The sequence below is a fragment of the Blautia caecimuris genome, from assembly GCF_024622975.1.
Taxonomy (GTDB): domain Bacteria; phylum Bacillota; class Clostridia; order Lachnospirales; family Lachnospiraceae; genus Blautia_A; species Blautia_A caecimuris.
Map to the genome: position 1 here is coordinate 116238 of NZ_JANJZT010000006.1, position 18130 is coordinate 134367.

Consider the following 18130-nt stretch of genomic DNA (forward strand, 5'->3'; position numbering starts at 1 on the left):
AATGCACGGGGAGCGCTATTGTATTTCTGTAAAAAATGCAGTATGATAGACAGGACAAACAAGGACAGATTGATATAATAGCAGGTGGGAAACAATGGATAAAAGAGTTTTGCAGGAAAGGATGCGCAAAAAGCAGCAGCAGCTTCGACGCCGCAAAATGATGAAGCTTGGCGGTTATGTACTGGCTGTGGTGCTGGTAGTAGTATTTATCATAAAGGGCGTGATTTTGCCCGTTGCAAATAAGATCAGCGGTAAGGATGCAGCTGAACCCGTGCAGGTGGCAGCAGATGCTGATAATACGGAAGATGAGGGAAAGACAGAAACAACAGGAACAAAAGAAGAAGTAACCACAGACGAAACAAAGGCCATCCGGATGCCTCTGGCAAGTGTATCTCATGTTACCAGTGCTTCGGATCTGACTTCCGGGTGGCATGAGGACGAAAATGGCAAATGGTATCAGAATACAGACGGAACCTATTATGCCGGGGGAATGCAGGAGATTGACGGACAGACATATTCCTTTGACGATAATGGTTACATACAGACAGGCTGGGTAAGCCAGGGATTTGATGATCTGTACTTTAATGAGGACGGTTCCTATAATCCTGAGAAACATAAGCCGCGTATTGCCCTGACCTTTGATGACGGACCGGGAGAGTATACAGACCAGCTTCTTGACTGTCTGGAAGAAAACAATGCTCATGCAACGTTCTTTATGCTGGGACAGAATGTATCAGGCTGGGAATCCACTGTACAGAGAATGGCGGATATCGGATGTGAGCTTGGAAACCACAGCTGGGATCACCCGGAGGCAACCCTTCCGGGCATTTCTGATGAGGCTGTGATAGAAGAATTCCAGAAAACGGATGAAGCTCTGATGAAAGCCTGCGGACAGAAATCCACAGTAGCCCGTGCTCCTTACGGCGCGGCTGGCCAAAGAGAATTCGATCTGGTACAGAAGCCGTTTTTCATGTGGTCCCTGGATACTCTGGACTGGAAGACATTGAATGTGGAATCAACTGTTGATGCAGTTATGAACGGAGATCTGACAGACGGTTCCATCATATTAATGCATGATATTCATGAGACTTCTGTGCAGGCTGCCCTTCAGCTGATTCCTCAGCTGGTGGAAAAAGGCTATAAGCTGATGACAGTCAGCGAGCTTGCGAAGGCAAAGGGCGTGGAGCTTCAGAATGCCTCCTATGCAGATTTCTGGGACAGCAGTCTGTCCAAGGGACTGGTAGCTGGCTATGACGGTCCGCTTCTCAATGCGGAAACTGCTTCAGAAGGCGGAGACGGAAGTGACATATCTGACGGCAGCAGTGAGGAGGGCTCCGGTGAAGGCAGCGATATGTCAGATGGAAGCGGCGAGGACGGTTCCGGAGAGGACTATTCAGACGGAAGCGGAGACGCATCCTATGACGAAAACTATCATGATGACGGCGGCGAAGAAGAATATTACTAACGCTTTCTGACTGTACATGAAAAACATATAAAAACAAATACAGGGTATGGTACTCATACATAAAAAACGGATTTTTACTGCGTAACAGATGATAATGTCTGCTACGCAGTTTTTTATGGCTCTATGTCAAGTTTTGGGGTGGGATTATTTACCGGGAAAACAGCATATTTTACCCTGCTCATTCCGGTAAATCAAAAACGATCTGTGAGAATGTGAATCGTGCAGACAGCAACAGGATTACCGGCAGAATGTCTGAAACAATACAAAATGCAGTTGAAGAGCCCGGGAAACTTGGGTATAATATGGATAGAGGAATTGCGGATCAAATCTGGGGGTGATCATATGCTGTCATCTATTATTGTAAATGAATTGATAAGCGGATTAACAGAAATTTTTCAGGATAAGATTTCCAGAATCATTCTGTTTGGTTCTGTTGCCAGGAATGAAGCAACAGAAGAAAGTGACGTTGATATTGCGATTATTATAACAAATGAAATAGATGAAGAGACAAAGGATAAATTCATCAACTGGGCTGCGGAGCTTGATATTCGATTTAATCAAGTGTTCTCTATTGTTGATATTCCTGAAGAACGTATGAAAAAATGGGGAAAAATTCTTCCGTTTTATAAAAACATTGAGGAGGAGGGAATTGTACTTTGGAGGGCAGCTTAGTGGGAAAGTGGTATGAAAACGCAGTGTTTTATCACATGTATCCGATCGGAATGACAGGAGCACCAAGAAGAAATGAAGGAGGGGAGACGGTTCACAGATTTCAGGATCTGATGAAATGGCTCCCTCATATAAAGGAACTGGGATGTACGGCAATCTATATCGGGCCGTTATTTGAATCAACATCTCATGGATACGATACAAAAGACTACCGCATGGTGGACAGGCGTCTGGGAGACAACCGGGACTTTAAAGGCTTCGTGGAAAAAGCCCACGAAATGAATATACGAATTGTAGTGGACGGTGTATTTAACCATACAGGAAGAGAGTTCTTTGCCTTTCAGGATATTCAGAAAAACAGAGAACAGTCTCAGTACTGCGGTTGGTACAAGGGAATCAATTTTGGGTGGAATTCGCCTTATAATGACGGATTTGGCTATGAGGCATGGAGAAACTGTTTTGAACTGGTAAATCTCAATCTCCGGGAGCCGAAGGTGCGGGAATATCTTCTGGATGTAATCGGCTTCTGGATCCATGAGTTTGATATTGACGGAATCCGCCTTGACTGCGCGGACTGTCTGGAGTTTTCCTTTATGGAAGAAATGAGGCGGTTTACCAATGAAAAGAAAGCGGATTTCTGGCTGATGGGCGAGGTGATCCACGGAGATTACAGCCGCTATGTAAAACCGGAAATGCTGAATTCCGTGACAAATTATGAGCTTCACAAGGGGCTTTATTCCGGTCATAACGACCACAATTATTTTGAGATCGCTCATACTATCCGGAGAGAATTTGATGAAAACGGCGGAATATACAAAGGACTTCGGCTTTATTCCTTTGTGGACAATCATGATGTGGACAGGATCGCATCCAAGCTCAATGTTCCGGAGCATATTTTCACCGTATATACGCTTTTATTTACACTTCCGGGAATCCCTTCCATTTACTATGGATCTGAATGGGGTATACAGGGACGTAAAGAAGGCGGAAATGACGATCCTCTTCGTCCGGCAGTTGATATTGAGGAAGCACTTCTGCATCCGGATAATCCGCAGCTTCTTAAGTGGGTGACGCTTCTTGGCAGGATCCACAGCCAGGAACCAGCTCTTGCGGACGGCAGATATCAGGAGCTTCTTCTGACTAACCGGCAGTATGCGTTTGCAAGAATACTGGGAGAAGAAGGGATCGTAGTGGCAGTGAATAATGATGACAGGCCTGCGGAGCTTTGCATCAGGGAACCTCTGAGCGGAAAGTCATGGGCAAGCCTTATTGACGGCCGGGAGCCGGAACTTCAGGACGGCAGTCTCAGAGTGACACTGGCGCCGGGGGAAAGTCAGATTTATAAATTGAAATAGAAACAGGGATTAAGGGAGGTATGTCCGGATGGGAGAGAAAATGCATTTTTCAGAGTTAGACCAGTATTTGTTTGGTCAGGGAACACACTATGATATTTATAAAAAACTTGGTGCGCATCCCACAACGCAGGGAAGAAAAAAAGGAGTTTATTTTGCGGTGTGGGCGCCAAATGCTCAGTCTGTTTCTGTAGTTGGCGATTTTAACAGCTGGGATACAGAGGCAAACCCAATGGTAAAGGCAGGGCCTATCGGTGTGTTTGAGGTATTTGTGCCGGGGGCAAAGATCGGAGATCTTTATAAGTTTTTTATTGTGGGAATGCACGGCGAGGAGCTTTACAAGGCAGATCCTTATGGCAATGAAGCAGAGCTTCGTCCGGGAACCGCGTCAAAGGTTGCAGATATCGGGGACTATAAATGGAAAGATTCTACATGGATGAAAAAACGTGTGGAATTTGATGAAAATACAGATGCCATGTCCATTTATGAAGTGCATCCGGGTTCATGGAGAAAACATGCAGTGGAAAATGAGGATGAAAACGGATTTTACAATTACCGTGAGTTTGCTCATGAGCTGGCAAAATACGTAAAGGATATGGGGTATACTCATGTGGAGCTGATGGGAATCGCAGAGCATCCCTTTGACGGATCCTGGGGCTACCAGGTAACCGGCTATTATGCGCCTACCTCCCGTTATGGAAGTGCCCAGGATTTTAAATATCTGGTAGATTATCTGCACAGAAACAAAATCGGCGTTATTCTTGACTGGGTTCCGGGACATTTCCCGAAAGATGCCCACGGTCTGGCGAACTTTGACGGAACAGCCGTATACGAACATCAGGATCCGCGCCAGGGTGAGCATCCCGACTGGGGTACAAAGATCTACAATTACGGCCGCCCGGAGGTTAAGAATTTCCTTATAGCAAATGCTCTTTTCTGGGTTGAGGAATGTCATGTGGACGGACTTCGTGTGGATGCAGTTGCTTCCATGCTGTATCTTGACTATGGCAAGCAGGACGGACAGTGGGTTGCCAACAAGTACGGGGACAATAAAAATCTGGAAGCCATTGAATTTTTTAAACACCTGAATACGGTTGTGCTGGGAAGAAATCACGGAACCGTGATGATCGCAGAGGAATCAACTGCATGGCCGAAAGTAACAGGCAAGGCAGAGGATGACGGACTTGGATTTTCCCTGAAATGGAACATGGGATGGATGAACGACTTTCTGGAGTACATGAAAACAGATCCGTACTTCCGTAAATTCAACCATAATAAAATGACGTTTTCCATGACCTATGCCTACAGTGAAAAGTACATTCTGGTTATTTCTCATGATGAGGTAGTTCATCTGAAGTGCTCCATGCTGAACAAGATGCCCGGGTATCCGGATGATAAGTTTAAGAACCTGAAGGCCGCCTATGCATTTATGTTTTTCCATCCGGGCAAAAAGCTTCTGTTTATGGGGCAGGAGTTTGGACAGCTTCGTGAGTGGAGCGAGGAAAGGGAACTTGACTGGTACCTTCTGGGAGAGGAGAATCACAAAGATCTTCAGTCCTTTGTAAAAACACTTCTTCATATGTACAAAAAATATCCGGCGCTGTATAAAGCGGACAATGATCCGGAAGGCTTTGAGTGGATCAATGCAGATGACGGAGACAGAAGTATTTTCAGCTTTGTGCGCAAATCTCCTACAAAGAGGAACAATCTTTTATTTGTGGTTAATTACACACCGGTAGAGAGAAGCGATTACAGAGTGGGCGTTCCGAAGAAAAAACAGTATAAGCTGATCATGGATGAGAACGGACTTCTGGAAAAACCACAGACTTTTAAGGCGGAATCCAAAGAGTGTGACAACCGGGAATTCTCTTTTGCATATCCCCTTGCGCCATACGGAGTAGCGGTATTTACATATTAAATATAAAAATGCTATCGTTTAAGGTGACTTGGAATATATTTTGACCGGTTTCCGGATATAAAAAACAAGTAATGTTTTGTCAGATTTTTTGGCAGAAAAACCATTGCATTTTATAAAAAGATGCGTTATACTGTACGCGTCTGAAGGAACAGACAATTACTTATGACGAAGAACCGATAATAGAAATTCTGAAAGGAGAATAAAAATGAAAGTATCCAATATTAAAGATGTAGACAAATTTTTTGAAGTAGTAGATAGCTGTAACGGTAAAGTTGAACTTGTAACAGGAGAGGGAGACAGACTGAACCTGAAATCCAAACTGTCCCAGTACGTATCTCTGGCAAACATTTTTTCCGGCGGAGAGATTCCGGAGCTGGAAATCGTTGCATATGAGAAAGAAGATATCGATAAGCTGTTAAACTTTATGATCAACGGCTGATATTATGAAGCAAAAAGCGGGGGCATGACAGGTTCATGTCCCCGTTGTGTGCATATATAAGTGGCTGCGACCAGGGGGTGTTTTTGCTTCCTGGTCAAATGTACGTTGAAAACAAAAACAGAAAAGAGGCAAAATCATGACAAAAATTGATATTATTTCAGGTTTTCTCGGAGCTGGAAAAACAACTCTTATTAAAAAACTTCTGAAAGAAGCTTTCCAGGACGAGCAGGTAGTTCTGATTGAAAATGAATTTGGAGAGATCGGTATTGACGGCGGATTTCTGAAAGAGGCAGGAATTGAGATCCGTGAAATGAATTCAGGCTGTATCTGCTGCTCTCTTGTAGGAGACTTCGGAGCATCTCTGAAAGAAGTGATTGACAAATATCATCCGGACAGAATCCTTATCGAGCCGTCAGGCGTAGGTAAGCTTTCTGACGTGATCCGCGCTGTGCAGGATGTCCAGGAAGAAACTGGTCTTGCGCTGAACAGCTATACAACAGTGGTAGATGCCAAAAAATGCAAAATGTATATGAGAAACTTTGGTGAGTTCTTTAACAACCAGGTAGAGTATGCAGGAGCCATTATCATGAGCAGAACAGACATTGTGGATGAAGAGAAGGCAATGCAGTCCATGGAGCTTCTCCGCAGTCTGAACAAAAAAGCGGCTATCATTACCACACCTATTGAAAATCTGGACGGAAAGAAGCTTCTTGAGGTAATGGAAAATCCGGTATCCCTGGAGCAGGAGATGATGGAAGAAGAGGTATGCCCGGAGTGCGGACATGTACATGAGCACGGTCATCATGACCATGAAGAGCATGAGCATCATCACGAGTGCGGTTGCGGGCATGACCATGAAGAGCATGAGCATCATCACGACCATGAGTGCGGCCGCGGACACGATCATGAAGAGCATGAACATCACCACGACCATGAGTGCGGCTGCGGACACGATCATGAAGAGCATGAGCATCATCACGACCATGAGTGCGGCTGCGGACATCATCATGATCACCACCATCATCATGCAGACGAGGTATTTACAAGCTGGGGACGTGAGACGATTAAGAAGTATTCCAGAGAGAGTCTGGAAAAGATTCTTGCCGTTCTTTCTGAGTCAGAGGAGTATGGCGTGATTCTTCGTGCAAAAGGAATGCTTCCGGCTGAGGACGGAACCTGGATCTATTTCGATATGGTTCCGGAAGAAACAGAGATCCGTGAAGGCGCGCCGGAATATACAGGCCGTCTCTGCGTTATCGGTTCCAAATTAAAAGAGGAAAAACTGGCTGAGATCTTTGGATTATAAGGCAGATCAGGAGGAATAAATGAACGAGATTACAGTACCGATTTATCTGATAACGGGTTTTCTGGAAAGCGGCAAAACCTCTTTCCTGAATTTTACCCTGCAGCAGGATTATTTTTATACAGAAGGAACTACTCTTCTGATTCTCTGTGAAGAAGGGGAAGTGGAATACGATAAGGCTGTTCTGGAAATGAGCAATACCGTAGTGGAGATCATTGAAAAAGAAGAAGACCTTACGACAGACCGCCTTGCTGCCATGAATATTCTGTACCAGCCGGAACGGGTGATCATTGAGTACAACGGCATGTGGCTTGTAAGCAACTTTGAAAAAATGCAGAAGCCGGAGGGCTGGGGCGTGGAGCAGCAGATCACCTGCGTAGATGCCAGCACCTTCCAGATGTATATGGCAAATATGAAATCCATTTTTATGGATATGGTAAGAAACAGCGATATGGTTGTGTTTAACCGCTGCAAAAAAGAGGATCCTCTTGCAACCTACAGAAGAGGGATCAAGGTGGCAAATCAGAGAGCGGAAGTTATTTTTGAGGACGAGGAAGGCGAGCTTGACGATATTTTCCAGGATGAGATGCCTTTTGATGTCAATGCTCCTGTGATCGATATTTTGCCGGAGGATTATGGAATCTGGTTTGTGGACGCTATGGATCATCCGGAAACTTATGTAAATAAAACTGTGAAGTTTAAGGCAAGAGTAATGAAGCCCAGAGGAATGGGAAGTAAATTCTTTGTTCCGGGCCGTACGGCAATGACCTGCTGTGCAGACGATACAACTTTCCTTGGTTATGTGTGCAAAAGCGCTTTTGCGCCGAAGCTTCAGCAGGGTCAGTGGGTAGAAGTCACTGCAAAAGTGGGAATTGAAAACCGTATGGAATATCAGGGAGAGGGAATCGTGCTTTACGCAGATTTTGTAGAGCCATGTGAACCTCTGGAAGAAGAAATGGTATATTTTAATTAAGGAGAGCGGCATGTATTTAGTAGTTGGTCTGGGAAATCCAGGAAGGCAGTATGAAGCCACCCGGCACAACATGGGCTTTGATGTGATCGACCGTCTGGTGGAGGAACACAGGATTCCCCAGGGCGGCGTCAAGTTCAATGCCATGTACGGAAAGGGAATCATCGGGGGAGAGCAGGTACTTCTGATGAAACCACTTTCTTATATGAATTTAAGCGGCGGCCCGGTGCGGGATATGGCAAATTATTTTAAAATTGATTCGGAAACAGAGATGATCGTTATTTATGACGATATTGATCTGGAGCCGGGACAGCTAAGAATCCGCAAGCAGGGAAGCGCAGGCGGACACAACGGGATCAAAGATCTGATCAGACAGCTTGGAACGCAGAAGTTTGTGCGTATCAAGGTGGGCGTAGGAGCCAAGCCTCAGGGCTGGGATCTGGCAGATCATGTACTGGGAAGGTTTTCCACACAGGAGCGCAAACTGGTGGACGAGGCGCAGGAAAGAGCCTGTAAGGCTGTGGAAATGATTCTTTCCAGAGGAACAGATGCGGCAATGAATGAGTTTAACAAAAAGACGGGGGTCGTATGAAAGCATTTTTGCAGCCTCTGCAGAATCTTGCAGAGATGGAACAAATACGGGAACAGGCAAAAGATAACCGTGGCGTCCTGGCTGTCAGCGGCTGTATGGAGTCCCAGAAAGCACATATGATATATGGGCTTTCCGGGCTTTTTCCATGTCATCTGATCATTTCTGAGGACGAGCGCAGCGCAAAGCAGATTTATGAGGACTATCGTTTTTATGACAAAAATGTTTATTATTATCCGGCAAGAGATCTTCTGTTTTTTCAGGCGGATATCCACGGAAATCTGCTGATACGGCAGAGGATGCAGGTGATCCGGGCTCTTCTTACTTCAGAAGAGATCACAGTGGTTACAAGTGTGGACGGATGTATGGACTTTCTCGCTCCTCTGGAGGAAATCCGGAAGCAGCTTCTCTATTTCCGCAATGACAGCCAGCTTGACATTGATAAATTAAAGACTTCTCTTGTAAGCATGGGCTACGAGCGTGTGGGACAGGTTGAGATGCCGGGACAGTTCTCGGTGAGAGGCGGGATCATTGATATTTATTCTCTGACAGAAGAAAATCCCTGGAGAATCGAGCTGTGGGGGGATGAGATCGATTCAATCCGAAGCTTTGATACTCAGAGCCAGAGATCTCTGGAAAATCTGGAAGAGATTACCATTTATCCGGCGGCGGAACAGCAGACAGAAAAAAGCGGTCTGACTTTTCCTGACTATTTTGACCGGGAAAAGACAATGATATTTCTGGACGAGCCGAACCGTCTTTCCGAAAATGCAAAGGCGGTGGAGGAGGAATTCCGTCAGAGCTGCCGCAACCGTCAGGAAAAAGGAGAGCAGAATCTTTCTGAGGGCTGGATGTGTTCCTGGGAAGAGGTCTGCCATAAGCTGAATAAACGCAACTGTGTTTCACTTTCTGCTCTGGAGCCCCAAAAAGCAGGGTGGAACATTACCGGAAAGCACAATCTGACCGTAAAATCCATGAGCTCTTATCAGAGCAGCTTTGAGCTTCTTGTAAAGGATCTTCAGCAGTACAAAAATCAGGGCTATCAGATCATTCTTATGTCAGGCTCCCGCACAAGGGCAGAGCGTCTGGCAAAGGATCTTCAGGATCAGGGGATGAACGCCTTTTATGGACAGGACGGCGAGCGTATCCTCAATCCCGGAGAGATCATGGTGGTTTACGGCCATGCCAGAAAAGGCTTCGAGTATCCTCTTGTAAAGTTTGCGGTTATTACAGAAACTGATATTTTCGGCAAAGAGCAGAAGCCGCGTAAAAAAAAGAAAAACTATAACGGTCAGAGGATCCAGGACTTTTCTGAGCTGTCCATCGGGGATTTTGTTGTCCATGAAAAGCACGGACTTGGAATTTATAAGGGAATTGAAAAGGTTGAGGTAGACAGGATCGTAAAGGATTATATCAAGATCGAGTACCGTGGAGGAAGCAACCTTTATATTCTTGCCACTCAGCTGGACGCTCTTCAGAAATATTCCGGGGCAGAGGCTGCAAGAACTCCAAGGCTGAACAAGCTGGGAGGCCAGGAGTGGAAAAAGACAAAATCAAAAGTAAAGGGCGCTGTTCAGAACATTGCAAAGGAGCTGGTGGAGCTTTATGCAGTGCGTCAGGAAAAAGAAGGCTATGTGTGCGGTCCGGATACAGTGTGGCAGAGAGAGTTTGAGGAAATGTTCCCCTATGAGGAGACAGAGGATCAGCTTGCTGCCATTGAGGATACAAAAAAAGACATGGAAAGCACCAAGATCATGGACCGCCTTGTGTGCGGCGACGTAGGCTACGGAAAGACGGAGGTTGCTCTCCGCGCCGCCTTTAAGGCTGTTCAGGAAAGCCGCCAGGTAATTTACCTTGTGCCAACCACGATCCTTGCACAGCAGGTTTATAATACCTTTGTCCAGAGAATGAAAGAGTTTCCGGTAAGAGTGGATCTCCTGTGCCGGTTCCGCACTGCAGCCCAGCAGCAAAAAACGATCAGTGATCTGAAAAAAGGCCAGGTTGACATTATTGTGGGAACTCACAGAGTCCTTTCAAAGGATGTGGAGTTTAAGAACCTGGGGCTTCTGATCATTGATGAGGAGCAGCGCTTCGGCGTTGTCCACAAGGAAAAGATCAAACAGCTGAAAAAGGATATTGATGTTCTGACTCTGACTGCCACGCCGATTCCAAGAACTCTTCATATGAGCCTGATCGGAATCCGCGACATGAGCGTTCTGGAAGAGCCGCCTATGGATCGTGTCCCCATTCAGACTTATGTTATGGAGTATGATGAGGAAACAGTAAGAGAAGCGGTAAACCGTGAGCTTCGCAGGGGCGGCCAGGTATATTATGTATATAACCGCGTCAATGATATTGCAGAGGTTGCCCTGAGACTGTCCAGACTTCTGCCTGATGCCAGAGTGGATTTTGCCCATGGGCAGATGAGCGAGCGGGAACTGGAAAACGTAATGTTTGCATTTATCAACGGAGACATTGACGTACTGGTTTCCACAACCATTATTGAGACAGGCCTTGATATTTCCAATGTGAATACCATGATCATCCATGATTCAGACCGGTATGGACTTTCTCAGCTTTATCAGCTAAGGGGACGGATCGGAAGGTCAAACAGAACCGCTTATGCTTTTCTTATGTACCGGAAAAACACCATGCTGAAGGAAACTGCAGAAAAAAGGCTTTCTGCCATCCGGGAATATACAGATCTGGGAAGCGGATTTAAGATTGCCATGCGCGACCTTGAGCTTCGTGGCGCAGGAAACCTTCTGGGCGCAGAGCAGCACGGACATATGAATGCAGTTGGCTATGACCTTTACTGCAAGATGCTCAGTGAGGCTGTCAAGGAAGCCAAGGGCATTCATACAATGGAGGACTTTGAAACTACCATTGACCTTACCATAGACGCTTTTATTCCGGATACCTATATCAGCAACGAATATCAGAAGCTGGATATTTATAAGAGAATCGCAGGAATCGAAAGTCAGCAGGATTATGACGATATGCTGGAAGAGCTTCTGGACCGCTTCGGGGAAATGCCGAAGGCAGTGCTGAACCTCCTTGCCATTGCAAGAATGAAGGCTCTGGCCCATCGCTCTTATGTAACAGAGATCAAGCAGCTTGGAAGCGACATGAGGATCACTCTTTACGAAAAAGCGCATATAGATCCGGCAGGAATCCCGGCTCTTATGCAGAAATACAGAAGAGGCCTGCAGTTTAAGGCAGAGCAGGAACCGAAATTTATCTATACACCTCAGGGAAGACCGCTGGAAGCTCTGACAGATTTCCTTACAGAGCTGAACCGCCTGGTGGAGGAGTAGGGAATCTGTGAACAGTAACAGTTTGTGACATCGGAAAGGCAGATCTGAAAATATGTTGAAAATATGGTATAACACAGGAATTGAATATTTGAATGATGCTCCGGCGTACTTTGATAATGTGTATGAAGATGAATGGCTGGAGGATGATCTTGTAAAGGAAATGATCAGAGATGTTGACCATTCAGAAGTTTTAACACCTCATATTATTGAGAGCCCGGTTCTGGGAGCAATTACTCCCAGGGAATTATCAGGAGGAGTTAAAGTTCTGATTCTGATGCTGAAGGATGACTCCTTCATTTACAATATGTCTAATTGTGGCAATAATTGTGCAAAGTGGGTCTTAAAGATTGCAGAGAAAAAAGATTTGACTGTTTTTTTAAGACATATTATGAGGTTTGAAGGAGAGTTTGAGATTCAGATTATGAATACAGGCAGGATTGTCCATAACAGAAGTGAATATGTAAGAGGACTCCTTGAAGCGGAGGGAATGCTGGATGAATGGTAGTTATCACTTTTGCGCTAAAAGCAGGAAAGCCATTTTTGATTTTACTATAAAAAGAAATATTACTGTAATTAAAGGAGACAGTGCTACAGGAAAAACTACTCTTCTTCACATTCTTTATGAATATCTGAGAGTGGGAAGAGAATCAGGATACTCAGTGTCTGCAGATGTTGATTATTATGTTTATCTTAGACGTGAGGTTGGACGTGACTGGCAGGATGACCTGTTTCCTTTAAAAAACACAGTGATTTTTATTGAGGAAAATAACAATTTTGTGTTTGGAAAAGAGTTTGCCGATTTTGTAAAGCATTCAGGGAACTATTTTGTAATAGTTACAAGAGCTCCTATTACTGTGCTTCCTTACAGTATTCATGAGATTTATGAAATTATAACAGATGGAAAAAGGACTGATATAAAGGAATCCTATCATGAGCTAAAGGAACTGTACAGTAATTATCCGGAAGCAGGAAACAATCTTTTAAAAAATATTGTGACCGAGGATAGTAATTCAGGATACCAATTTTTCTCGAAGGTTTTTAAGGAAAGGCAGGTTATCAGTGCAAATGGTAATGGCAATATAATCAATACCGTCCGCAGAATGGGAGAAGGAGATATTCTTGTTATTGCAGACGGAGCAGCATTTGGAGCTATGATAGAAAAATGTCTGGAGTTTTTCGGCTCTGAGGATAACAGAAGAATTACAGGATGGTTTCCGGAGGAGATTAGAAAGGGAATCTGTGCAAAATGTGTGAAAAATCATGGAATTTTGTGATTCTCCTTGCTCTCAGGGTGAAAAAAGATTATACTTGTAGCAATGAAGTCAGGCTACAATGGAGGAAAATATGAAAGAAAGATCAAAACGAGCAGCCGTTGCCGTGCTTGCAGGCGTAATGACTATGGGAATGCTTGCCGGCTGCGGTGAAAAGAAATTAGATGGAACTCAGACAGTTGCCACAGTAAACGAAACCGATATTCCCATGGGAGTATTAAGCATTATGGTCCGTCAGAGTCAGGCTCAGGCGGAAGCAATGTACGCAAGCCTTATGGGCGGACAGGGCGGATATTCTATCTGGGAATCTGAGGCAGAAGAAGGCGGAACCTACGGAGAACAGGCAGTTAAGGATTCTCTGAAGGATCTGGAGACTCTGTATCTTCTGAAAGAAAAGGCAGCTGATTACAAGGTTGAAGTAACTGAGGACGATCAGAAAGCCATTGCAGAGGCTGCATCACAGTTTATGAAAGCCAACAGCAAGGAGACTATCGAGACTCTTTCTGTTACAGAGGATCAGATAAAAACATATCTGGAGCTGCGTACCTATCAGATGAGAATGCACGATGCCATTATAGCTGAAGTGGACACAGAGATCCCGGATGAGGAAGCCCAGCAGTCATCCTTTACCTATGTAAGCATCAGCACTGCCGATCTGGAAGAAAAAGACATTGAGGCGAAAAAGAAAGACGCTGAGAAAATCCTTGATGAAATGAAAAAGGATCCGGAAGCTGATTTTGACGAAACAGTAAAAGCTGTCAGTGAGGACTACAATGCTCTGGAAGGAACCTTTGATACAAACGAAAAGAAAGAGGATAAGGAAGAAGGCGAAGCTGATCTCACATCCTCCGGCTACCCGGAAGAGGTTATTTCCGTGCTGAGAACTCTCAAAGACGGAGAGCTTGCTCAGGATGTAATTGAAACAGACACTGCTTTTTATGTTGTAAGACTGAACAAAGTAAATGATCCGGAAGCTACTGAGAATAAAAAAACGTCCATTCTTGATGAGAAACAGACTGAATTCTATACAGAAACAACAGATAAATGGTTAGAAGAAGCTGAGATCACAGAGGATAAAAAGGTTCTGAAAACTCTGGAACTGAAGGACAACCATAAATTTGTGATCGGTACAACTGCCGAGCCTTCAGAAACACCGGAAGCAGAAGATGCTTCTGAGGAAACCCCGGCAGAGGATCAGGTTCTTGAGCCTGCGGAAGAAGAAACTGAGGAAATCGCAGAGGAACCAACAGAAGCGCCGGAAAGTGACGCAGAGGAAACTGAAACAGAGAAAGCTGAAGAAGAGGGGACAGAAGATACTGTAAAGACAACAGTTACTCCTGAGCCAACTGAAGAGGCAGAAAAGTAACACGATTTTAGAAAAAGGATATCACGATTGGCAGACAGCCTTTTGTGATATCCTTTTTTACGGAGAAAATTAATGAAGAGTAGGGTCTTCTTTAAAAGACACATGGATTCCGTTAATCTCCACATCCCCTTCCATGGGGATCACAAGACATTTTCTGCCGTCAATGATCTTTGTTTCCACAAGCTCTGCACGGTCCGGGTCCACATGGATCACCACATCAGGGGTTTTGATCTCCATCCGCCGGGTGTTGGTAATATTGGAAGCCATGAGAGATGCATTTTCTCCGGCAGTGGCCTCATAGCAGGAATCAAAGGCTTCCAGCTTTTCATCTTCCACACCACATTCCTCAAAGAGCCGCTTCACTTCCGGCTTTGTCAGTACAGCCGGTTCCGGAGCATCCTTTTGTGTTTCTACCCACTCATTTAATTTTTCATGGATATTTATAACTGTGTCATAGGCGCAGTCTTCGCCAAGGGTCTCCTCTACAAGGGCATTAAAGGAATCCCGCTGGCCTCCTGCAGACAGAGGAGTAACGCAGCCGAAAAGCTCGTCCACAAAGGTACTTCTCAGCTGTTCTGCATTTTTTGAATAATAGAGAAGCCCGTGGATATCTGTACTTCTGTCATTAAATACAGGAAACAGAAAGCCAAGATCAGGCATTTCCACGATCCAGTCCCGGATGCGGTCCTCGATATTGTTTGTTTCCGCATTGTAGCAAAGTCCTGCCTTGGAAAGTTTTACCGGACAGATGCTGCAGAGAATATGGTCGTAGATCTCGTCAGAGGCATCAAACATTTCCATGCCGTCAGAGGACTTGCCGGGAATATCGTAAACTGCATGGATCAATATAATGTAGTAGTTTTCCCCATAATCGTAGAACTGGATGATCTTATCATAAAATTCCTCCAGAAGTGCAGGATCCTGAAGCTTGCTTCCCCGGAGCTTCAGAAGGAATTCCTGGGTTCCTCCTTCTTTTTCCTGTTCCAGGGGAAATTCCATATTGATCAGATTTTTTCCGATGGTGCCGGAAAGAGTTTTTTTGAAAATTTCAAAGTATTTAAAAGCTTCCTCTTCAGAAAGAGAAAGGAAAGCTTCTTTCAGCTCTGTTTTTTTGTTTTTTTCCCCGTCTACATAACAGCCGCAGATACGGGTGATACAGCAGCAGTCAGGGGTAAACTGTTTTTTTATTTCAGATATTTCTTTTTTGTTCATAGGCTGGGAATCTCCTTTGTATGTGTGTATTCAGGTTGGTATCTTGTGCCCGGTAACGTAGCCAGAACTTTACACCAGGGCGTGTTTTGTGTTTGTTGACACCATTCACAGTTCTGTATGATAAAAGTTTTTCAGAAAAATGTAAGCAGCCGCTACAGAAATAGAAACGGCTGCAAATACAGTATCATGATAAAGACAGATGTCTTCTGTTCTTTCTGTTTTAATATAACACACGGGTTTTTCTTCTGCAAGTAATTTACCGGGACAGGAAGCTTTTGTCCCCATGTCCTGGAAAAGGCGGAATTTACTCTTGCAGTCCGGAATACCAAAATCCCGGGAACGCTAAAAAACATATGTATTTTTGACAGCAATACTGTTAAAATAAAGATACCGGGAAACAAAGTTCCGGGTGCTTTGAGGGAGGAAAATGAAATGAAACGTAAGATACTGGCAGCGGTGTTCTTGACGGTGACGGCTACATCAGCATTTACAGGAACAGATCTGATTCTGGCTGCAGAGAAAACGGAAGAGACCGCTGTGCAAAAGCCGGATATGGAGGGCATAGATACAGAAAATACAAAGATCGGGATTTCCATTTATCAGTTTGAAGATACCTTTATGACTTTGTATCGGACAGAGCTTGTACGTTATCTGACAGAAGAACTGGGCTTTAAAGAAGAAAATATCCTGATTGAAGATGGAAAAAATGACCAGGACAGGCAGACAGAGCAGGTGGAAGGATTTATTGAAGATCAGGCAGATGTGATGATCCTGAATCTGGTGCACGCATCTGCGGCTCCACAGATCACAGAGCTTTGCAGTGAAGAGGGAATTCCCGTTGTTTATATAAACCGTCAGCCGGATTCTCTGGAAATGGAAAGATGGGAGCAGGAAGGAATCCAGGCCGCTTATATTGGCGCAGATGCAAGGCAGTCCGGTATTTTTCAGGGAGAGGAAATTGCGGTAACAGAGAATCAGGGCGATATTAACGGCGATGGAGAAGTCTCCTATATTATGATACAGGGGGAGCCGGAAAATATAGATACTCAATACAGAACAGCGTATTCTGTTAAGGCTCTGGAAGAAGCAGGAGTGGAAACCAGGGAGCTTCTGGCTCAGACAGGAGACTGGAGCCAGTCACAGGGACAGAAGATCATGGAGGAAGCCCTTGACGAGTTTGGAAATGATATAGAAGTGGTATTCTGCAATAACGACGCTATGGCTCTGGGCGCATTAGAAGCAATCCGGGAGGCAGACAGAACAGTAGGAGAGGATATTTACCTGACAGGGGTGGATGCCCTGGAAGAAGCAGTTCAGAGCGTTGTTGACGGAGAATTTACAGGCACGGTTTTTAATGACTATTTCAGCCAGTCCTACGGGGCGGCAGAGCTTGCTGTTAAGTTTCTGAAGGGCGAGGAAACAGAGCCTGTTACTCTGATTGATTACATAAAGGTGACACAGGAGAATGCAGAAGAGATTCTGGAACTTGTTAATTCATAATGCAATTAGGTGAAAAAGAGGAGAATATGAAAAAAAACGATATTTTATTGAAACCCGTTGAAAAGGATTCTCTTTATCTTAAAATTTCGGATGCTGTTTACAGTTACATAAAAATGAATAATCTGCAGCCGGATGATAAGCTTCCCTCTGAACGGGATATGGCGGCAATGCTTCAGACAAGCCGTAATTCTGTGAGAGAGGGTCTGCGTATTCTGGAAGACAGAGGACTTATTTATGTAAAAACAGGAAGTGGAGTTTTTGTAAAGGATCCGTATGGAGAACACAGCGCCATTTCTGTCCGTTTAACAGAATGTACCACAGAAGAGCTTCAGGAACTTCAGACGATTCTGGATCATCAGGCGGTTCTGAATGCAATCAGCAGAGGAACCAGGGAAGAAAAAGAAAAGCTCGTTTCTATTGCGTCTGAGCTTATGGAAAAGTATTCCCGAAATATCTACAGCCACACGCTGGATTACAGCTTTCATACAGAGCTTTATGAAATGGGAAGAAATAAGGCTGTGCATCAGGTGATCCAGGGAATCCGTGACAGGCGTTTTGTACAGCGGGAGAATGCTGATGGTGAAAATGATTCTGTGTGGCTTGCAACGATCCCGCAGCATTTTCAGCTTGCAGAAGCGATTTTTAATTCTAATTCTGCGGCGGCTCTGGCAGCTGTTGATGAAATCCTGGAGCATGGATTTAGTCTGATCGATCATTCCAGACAGAAATAGTTGGACAGGAGTACTATATAGGAAGTGT

General features: G+C 44.7%; 15 protein-coding genes. 14 read left to right on the plus strand and 1 reads right to left on the minus strand.

Going from position 1 to position 18130, the window contains the following annotated elements; all coding sequences use genetic code 11:
• Positions 1-94: 94 nt before the first annotated feature.
• The 12 genes from NSA57_RS05960 (at position 95) to NSA57_RS06015 (ending at position 14659) form a co-directional block, all read left to right on the plus strand.
• On the plus strand, positions 95-1465 hold the full coding sequence (locus tag NSA57_RS05960; protein ID WP_257464308.1) for a polysaccharide deacetylase family protein: 1371 nt from the start codon (positions 95-97) through the stop codon (positions 1463-1465).
• Positions 1466-1807: 342 nt separating this feature from the next.
• Entirely contained in the window at positions 1808-2137 is a 330-nt protein-coding gene (locus tag NSA57_RS05965; RefSeq protein WP_022068006.1) for a nucleotidyltransferase family protein, read from the plus strand.
• Positions 2137-3489, plus strand: coding sequence for an alpha-amylase family glycosyl hydrolase (locus NSA57_RS05970; protein WP_257464327.1), 1353 nt, complete (start codon positions 2137-2139; stop codon positions 3487-3489). Before NSA57_RS05965 ends, NSA57_RS05970 begins: the two co-directional genes overlap by 1 nt.
• A gap of 28 nt (positions 3490-3517) precedes the next feature.
• Positions 3518-5404 carry a 1,4-alpha-glucan branching protein GlgB gene (gene glgB / locus NSA57_RS05975; protein WP_022068009.1) on the plus strand — a complete coding sequence of 629 codons (1887 nt, stop codon included), beginning with the start codon at positions 3518-3520 and terminating at the stop codon, positions 5402-5404.
• 205 nt (positions 5405-5609) lie between these two features.
• Positions 5610-5843, plus strand: a complete 234-nt coding sequence (locus NSA57_RS05980; protein WP_022068010.1) for a hypothetical protein — start codon at positions 5610-5612, stop codon at positions 5841-5843.
• Between the two features lie 136 nt (positions 5844-5979).
• The gene (locus NSA57_RS05985; protein WP_257464309.1) at positions 5980-7149 is read left to right on the plus strand and encodes a CobW family GTP-binding protein; all 1170 of its coding nucleotides are present in this window, start codon (positions 5980-5982) and stop codon (positions 7147-7149) included.
• A 19-nt stretch (positions 7150-7168) separates the two neighbouring features.
• On the plus strand, positions 7169-8119 hold the full coding sequence (locus NSA57_RS05990) for a TIGR03943 family putative permease subunit (RefSeq protein WP_147599401.1): 951 nt from the start codon (positions 7169-7171) through the stop codon (positions 8117-8119).
• Positions 8120-8129: 10 nt separating this feature from the next.
• Positions 8130-8708 (plus strand): aminoacyl-tRNA hydrolase, encoded by a 579-nt coding sequence (gene pth / locus NSA57_RS05995; protein WP_257464310.1) that lies wholly within the window; start codon positions 8130-8132, stop codon positions 8706-8708.
• Complete coding sequence (gene mfd / locus NSA57_RS06000) at positions 8705-12022, plus strand: transcription-repair coupling factor (RefSeq protein ID WP_257464311.1); 3318 nt, start codon at positions 8705-8707, stop codon at positions 12020-12022. Before pth ends, mfd begins: the two co-directional genes overlap by 4 nt.
• A gap of 52 nt (positions 12023-12074) precedes the next feature.
• A complete protein-coding gene (locus tag NSA57_RS06005) occupies positions 12075-12527 on the plus strand; it encodes a DUF4869 domain-containing protein (protein ID WP_257464312.1) in 453 nt (150 codons plus the stop codon).
• Positions 12517-13296 (plus strand): hypothetical protein, encoded by a 780-nt coding sequence (locus tag NSA57_RS06010; RefSeq protein ID WP_257464313.1) that lies wholly within the window; start codon positions 12517-12519, stop codon positions 13294-13296. Before NSA57_RS06005 ends, NSA57_RS06010 begins: the two co-directional genes overlap by 11 nt.
• A gap of 70 nt (positions 13297-13366) precedes the next feature.
• Entirely contained in the window at positions 13367-14659 is a 1293-nt protein-coding gene (locus NSA57_RS06015) for an FKBP-type peptidylprolyl isomerase (protein ID WP_178709469.1), read from the plus strand.
• A 69-nt stretch (positions 14660-14728) separates the two neighbouring features.
• Here NSA57_RS06015 and NSA57_RS06020 read toward each other — a convergent pair whose 3' ends face one another.
• A complete protein-coding gene (locus tag NSA57_RS06020; protein WP_257464314.1) occupies positions 14729-15871 on the minus strand; it encodes a DUF4317 domain-containing protein in 1143 nt (380 codons plus the stop codon).
• Between the two features lie 432 nt (positions 15872-16303).
• Here NSA57_RS06020 and NSA57_RS06025 point away from each other — a divergent pair, with 432 nt between their 5' ends.
• Together NSA57_RS06025 and NSA57_RS06030 are read left to right on the plus strand one after the other, a co-directional pair.
• Positions 16304-17371, plus strand: a complete 1068-nt coding sequence (locus tag NSA57_RS06025; RefSeq protein ID WP_147599411.1) for a substrate-binding domain-containing protein — start codon at positions 16304-16306, stop codon at positions 17369-17371.
• Between the two features lie 26 nt (positions 17372-17397).
• The gene (locus NSA57_RS06030; protein ID WP_173753113.1) at positions 17398-18102 is read left to right on the plus strand and encodes a FadR/GntR family transcriptional regulator; all 705 of its coding nucleotides are present in this window, start codon (positions 17398-17400) and stop codon (positions 18100-18102) included.
• Positions 18103-18130 lie beyond the last annotated feature (28 nt).

Coding starts and splice junctions, on each gene's coding strand:
- NSA57_RS05960 (WP_257464308.1), top strand. CDS start 95: ATGGATAAAAGAGTTTTGCAGGAAAGGATGCGCAAAAAGCAGCAGCAG.
- NSA57_RS05965 (WP_022068006.1), top strand. CDS start 1,808: ATGCTGTCATCTATTATTGTAAATGAATTGATAAGCGGATTAACAGAA.
- glgB (WP_022068009.1), top strand. CDS start 3,518: ATGGGAGAGAAAATGCATTTTTCAGAGTTAGACCAGTATTTGTTTGGT.
- NSA57_RS05980 (WP_022068010.1), top strand. CDS start 5,610: ATGAAAGTATCCAATATTAAAGATGTAGACAAATTTTTTGAAGTAGTA.
- NSA57_RS05985 (WP_257464309.1), top strand. CDS start 5,980: ATGACAAAAATTGATATTATTTCAGGTTTTCTCGGAGCTGGAAAAACA.
- NSA57_RS05990 (WP_147599401.1), top strand. CDS start 7,169: ATGAACGAGATTACAGTACCGATTTATCTGATAACGGGTTTTCTGGAA.
- pth (WP_257464310.1), top strand. CDS start 8,130: ATGTATTTAGTAGTTGGTCTGGGAAATCCAGGAAGGCAGTATGAAGCC.
- mfd (WP_257464311.1), top strand. CDS start 8,705: ATGAAAGCATTTTTGCAGCCTCTGCAGAATCTTGCAGAGATGGAACAA.
- NSA57_RS06005 (WP_257464312.1), top strand. CDS start 12,075: ATGTTGAAAATATGGTATAACACAGGAATTGAATATTTGAATGATGCT.
- NSA57_RS06010 (WP_257464313.1), top strand. CDS start 12,517: ATGAATGGTAGTTATCACTTTTGCGCTAAAAGCAGGAAAGCCATTTTT.
- NSA57_RS06015 (WP_178709469.1), top strand. CDS start 13,367: ATGAAAGAAAGATCAAAACGAGCAGCCGTTGCCGTGCTTGCAGGCGTA.
- NSA57_RS06020 (WP_257464314.1), bottom strand. CDS start 15,871: ATGAACAAAAAAGAAATATCTGAAATAAAAAAACAGTTTACCCCTGAC.
- NSA57_RS06025 (WP_147599411.1), top strand. CDS start 16,304: ATGAAACGTAAGATACTGGCAGCGGTGTTCTTGACGGTGACGGCTACA.
- NSA57_RS06030 (WP_173753113.1), top strand. CDS start 17,398: ATGAAAAAAAACGATATTTTATTGAAACCCGTTGAAAAGGATTCTCTT.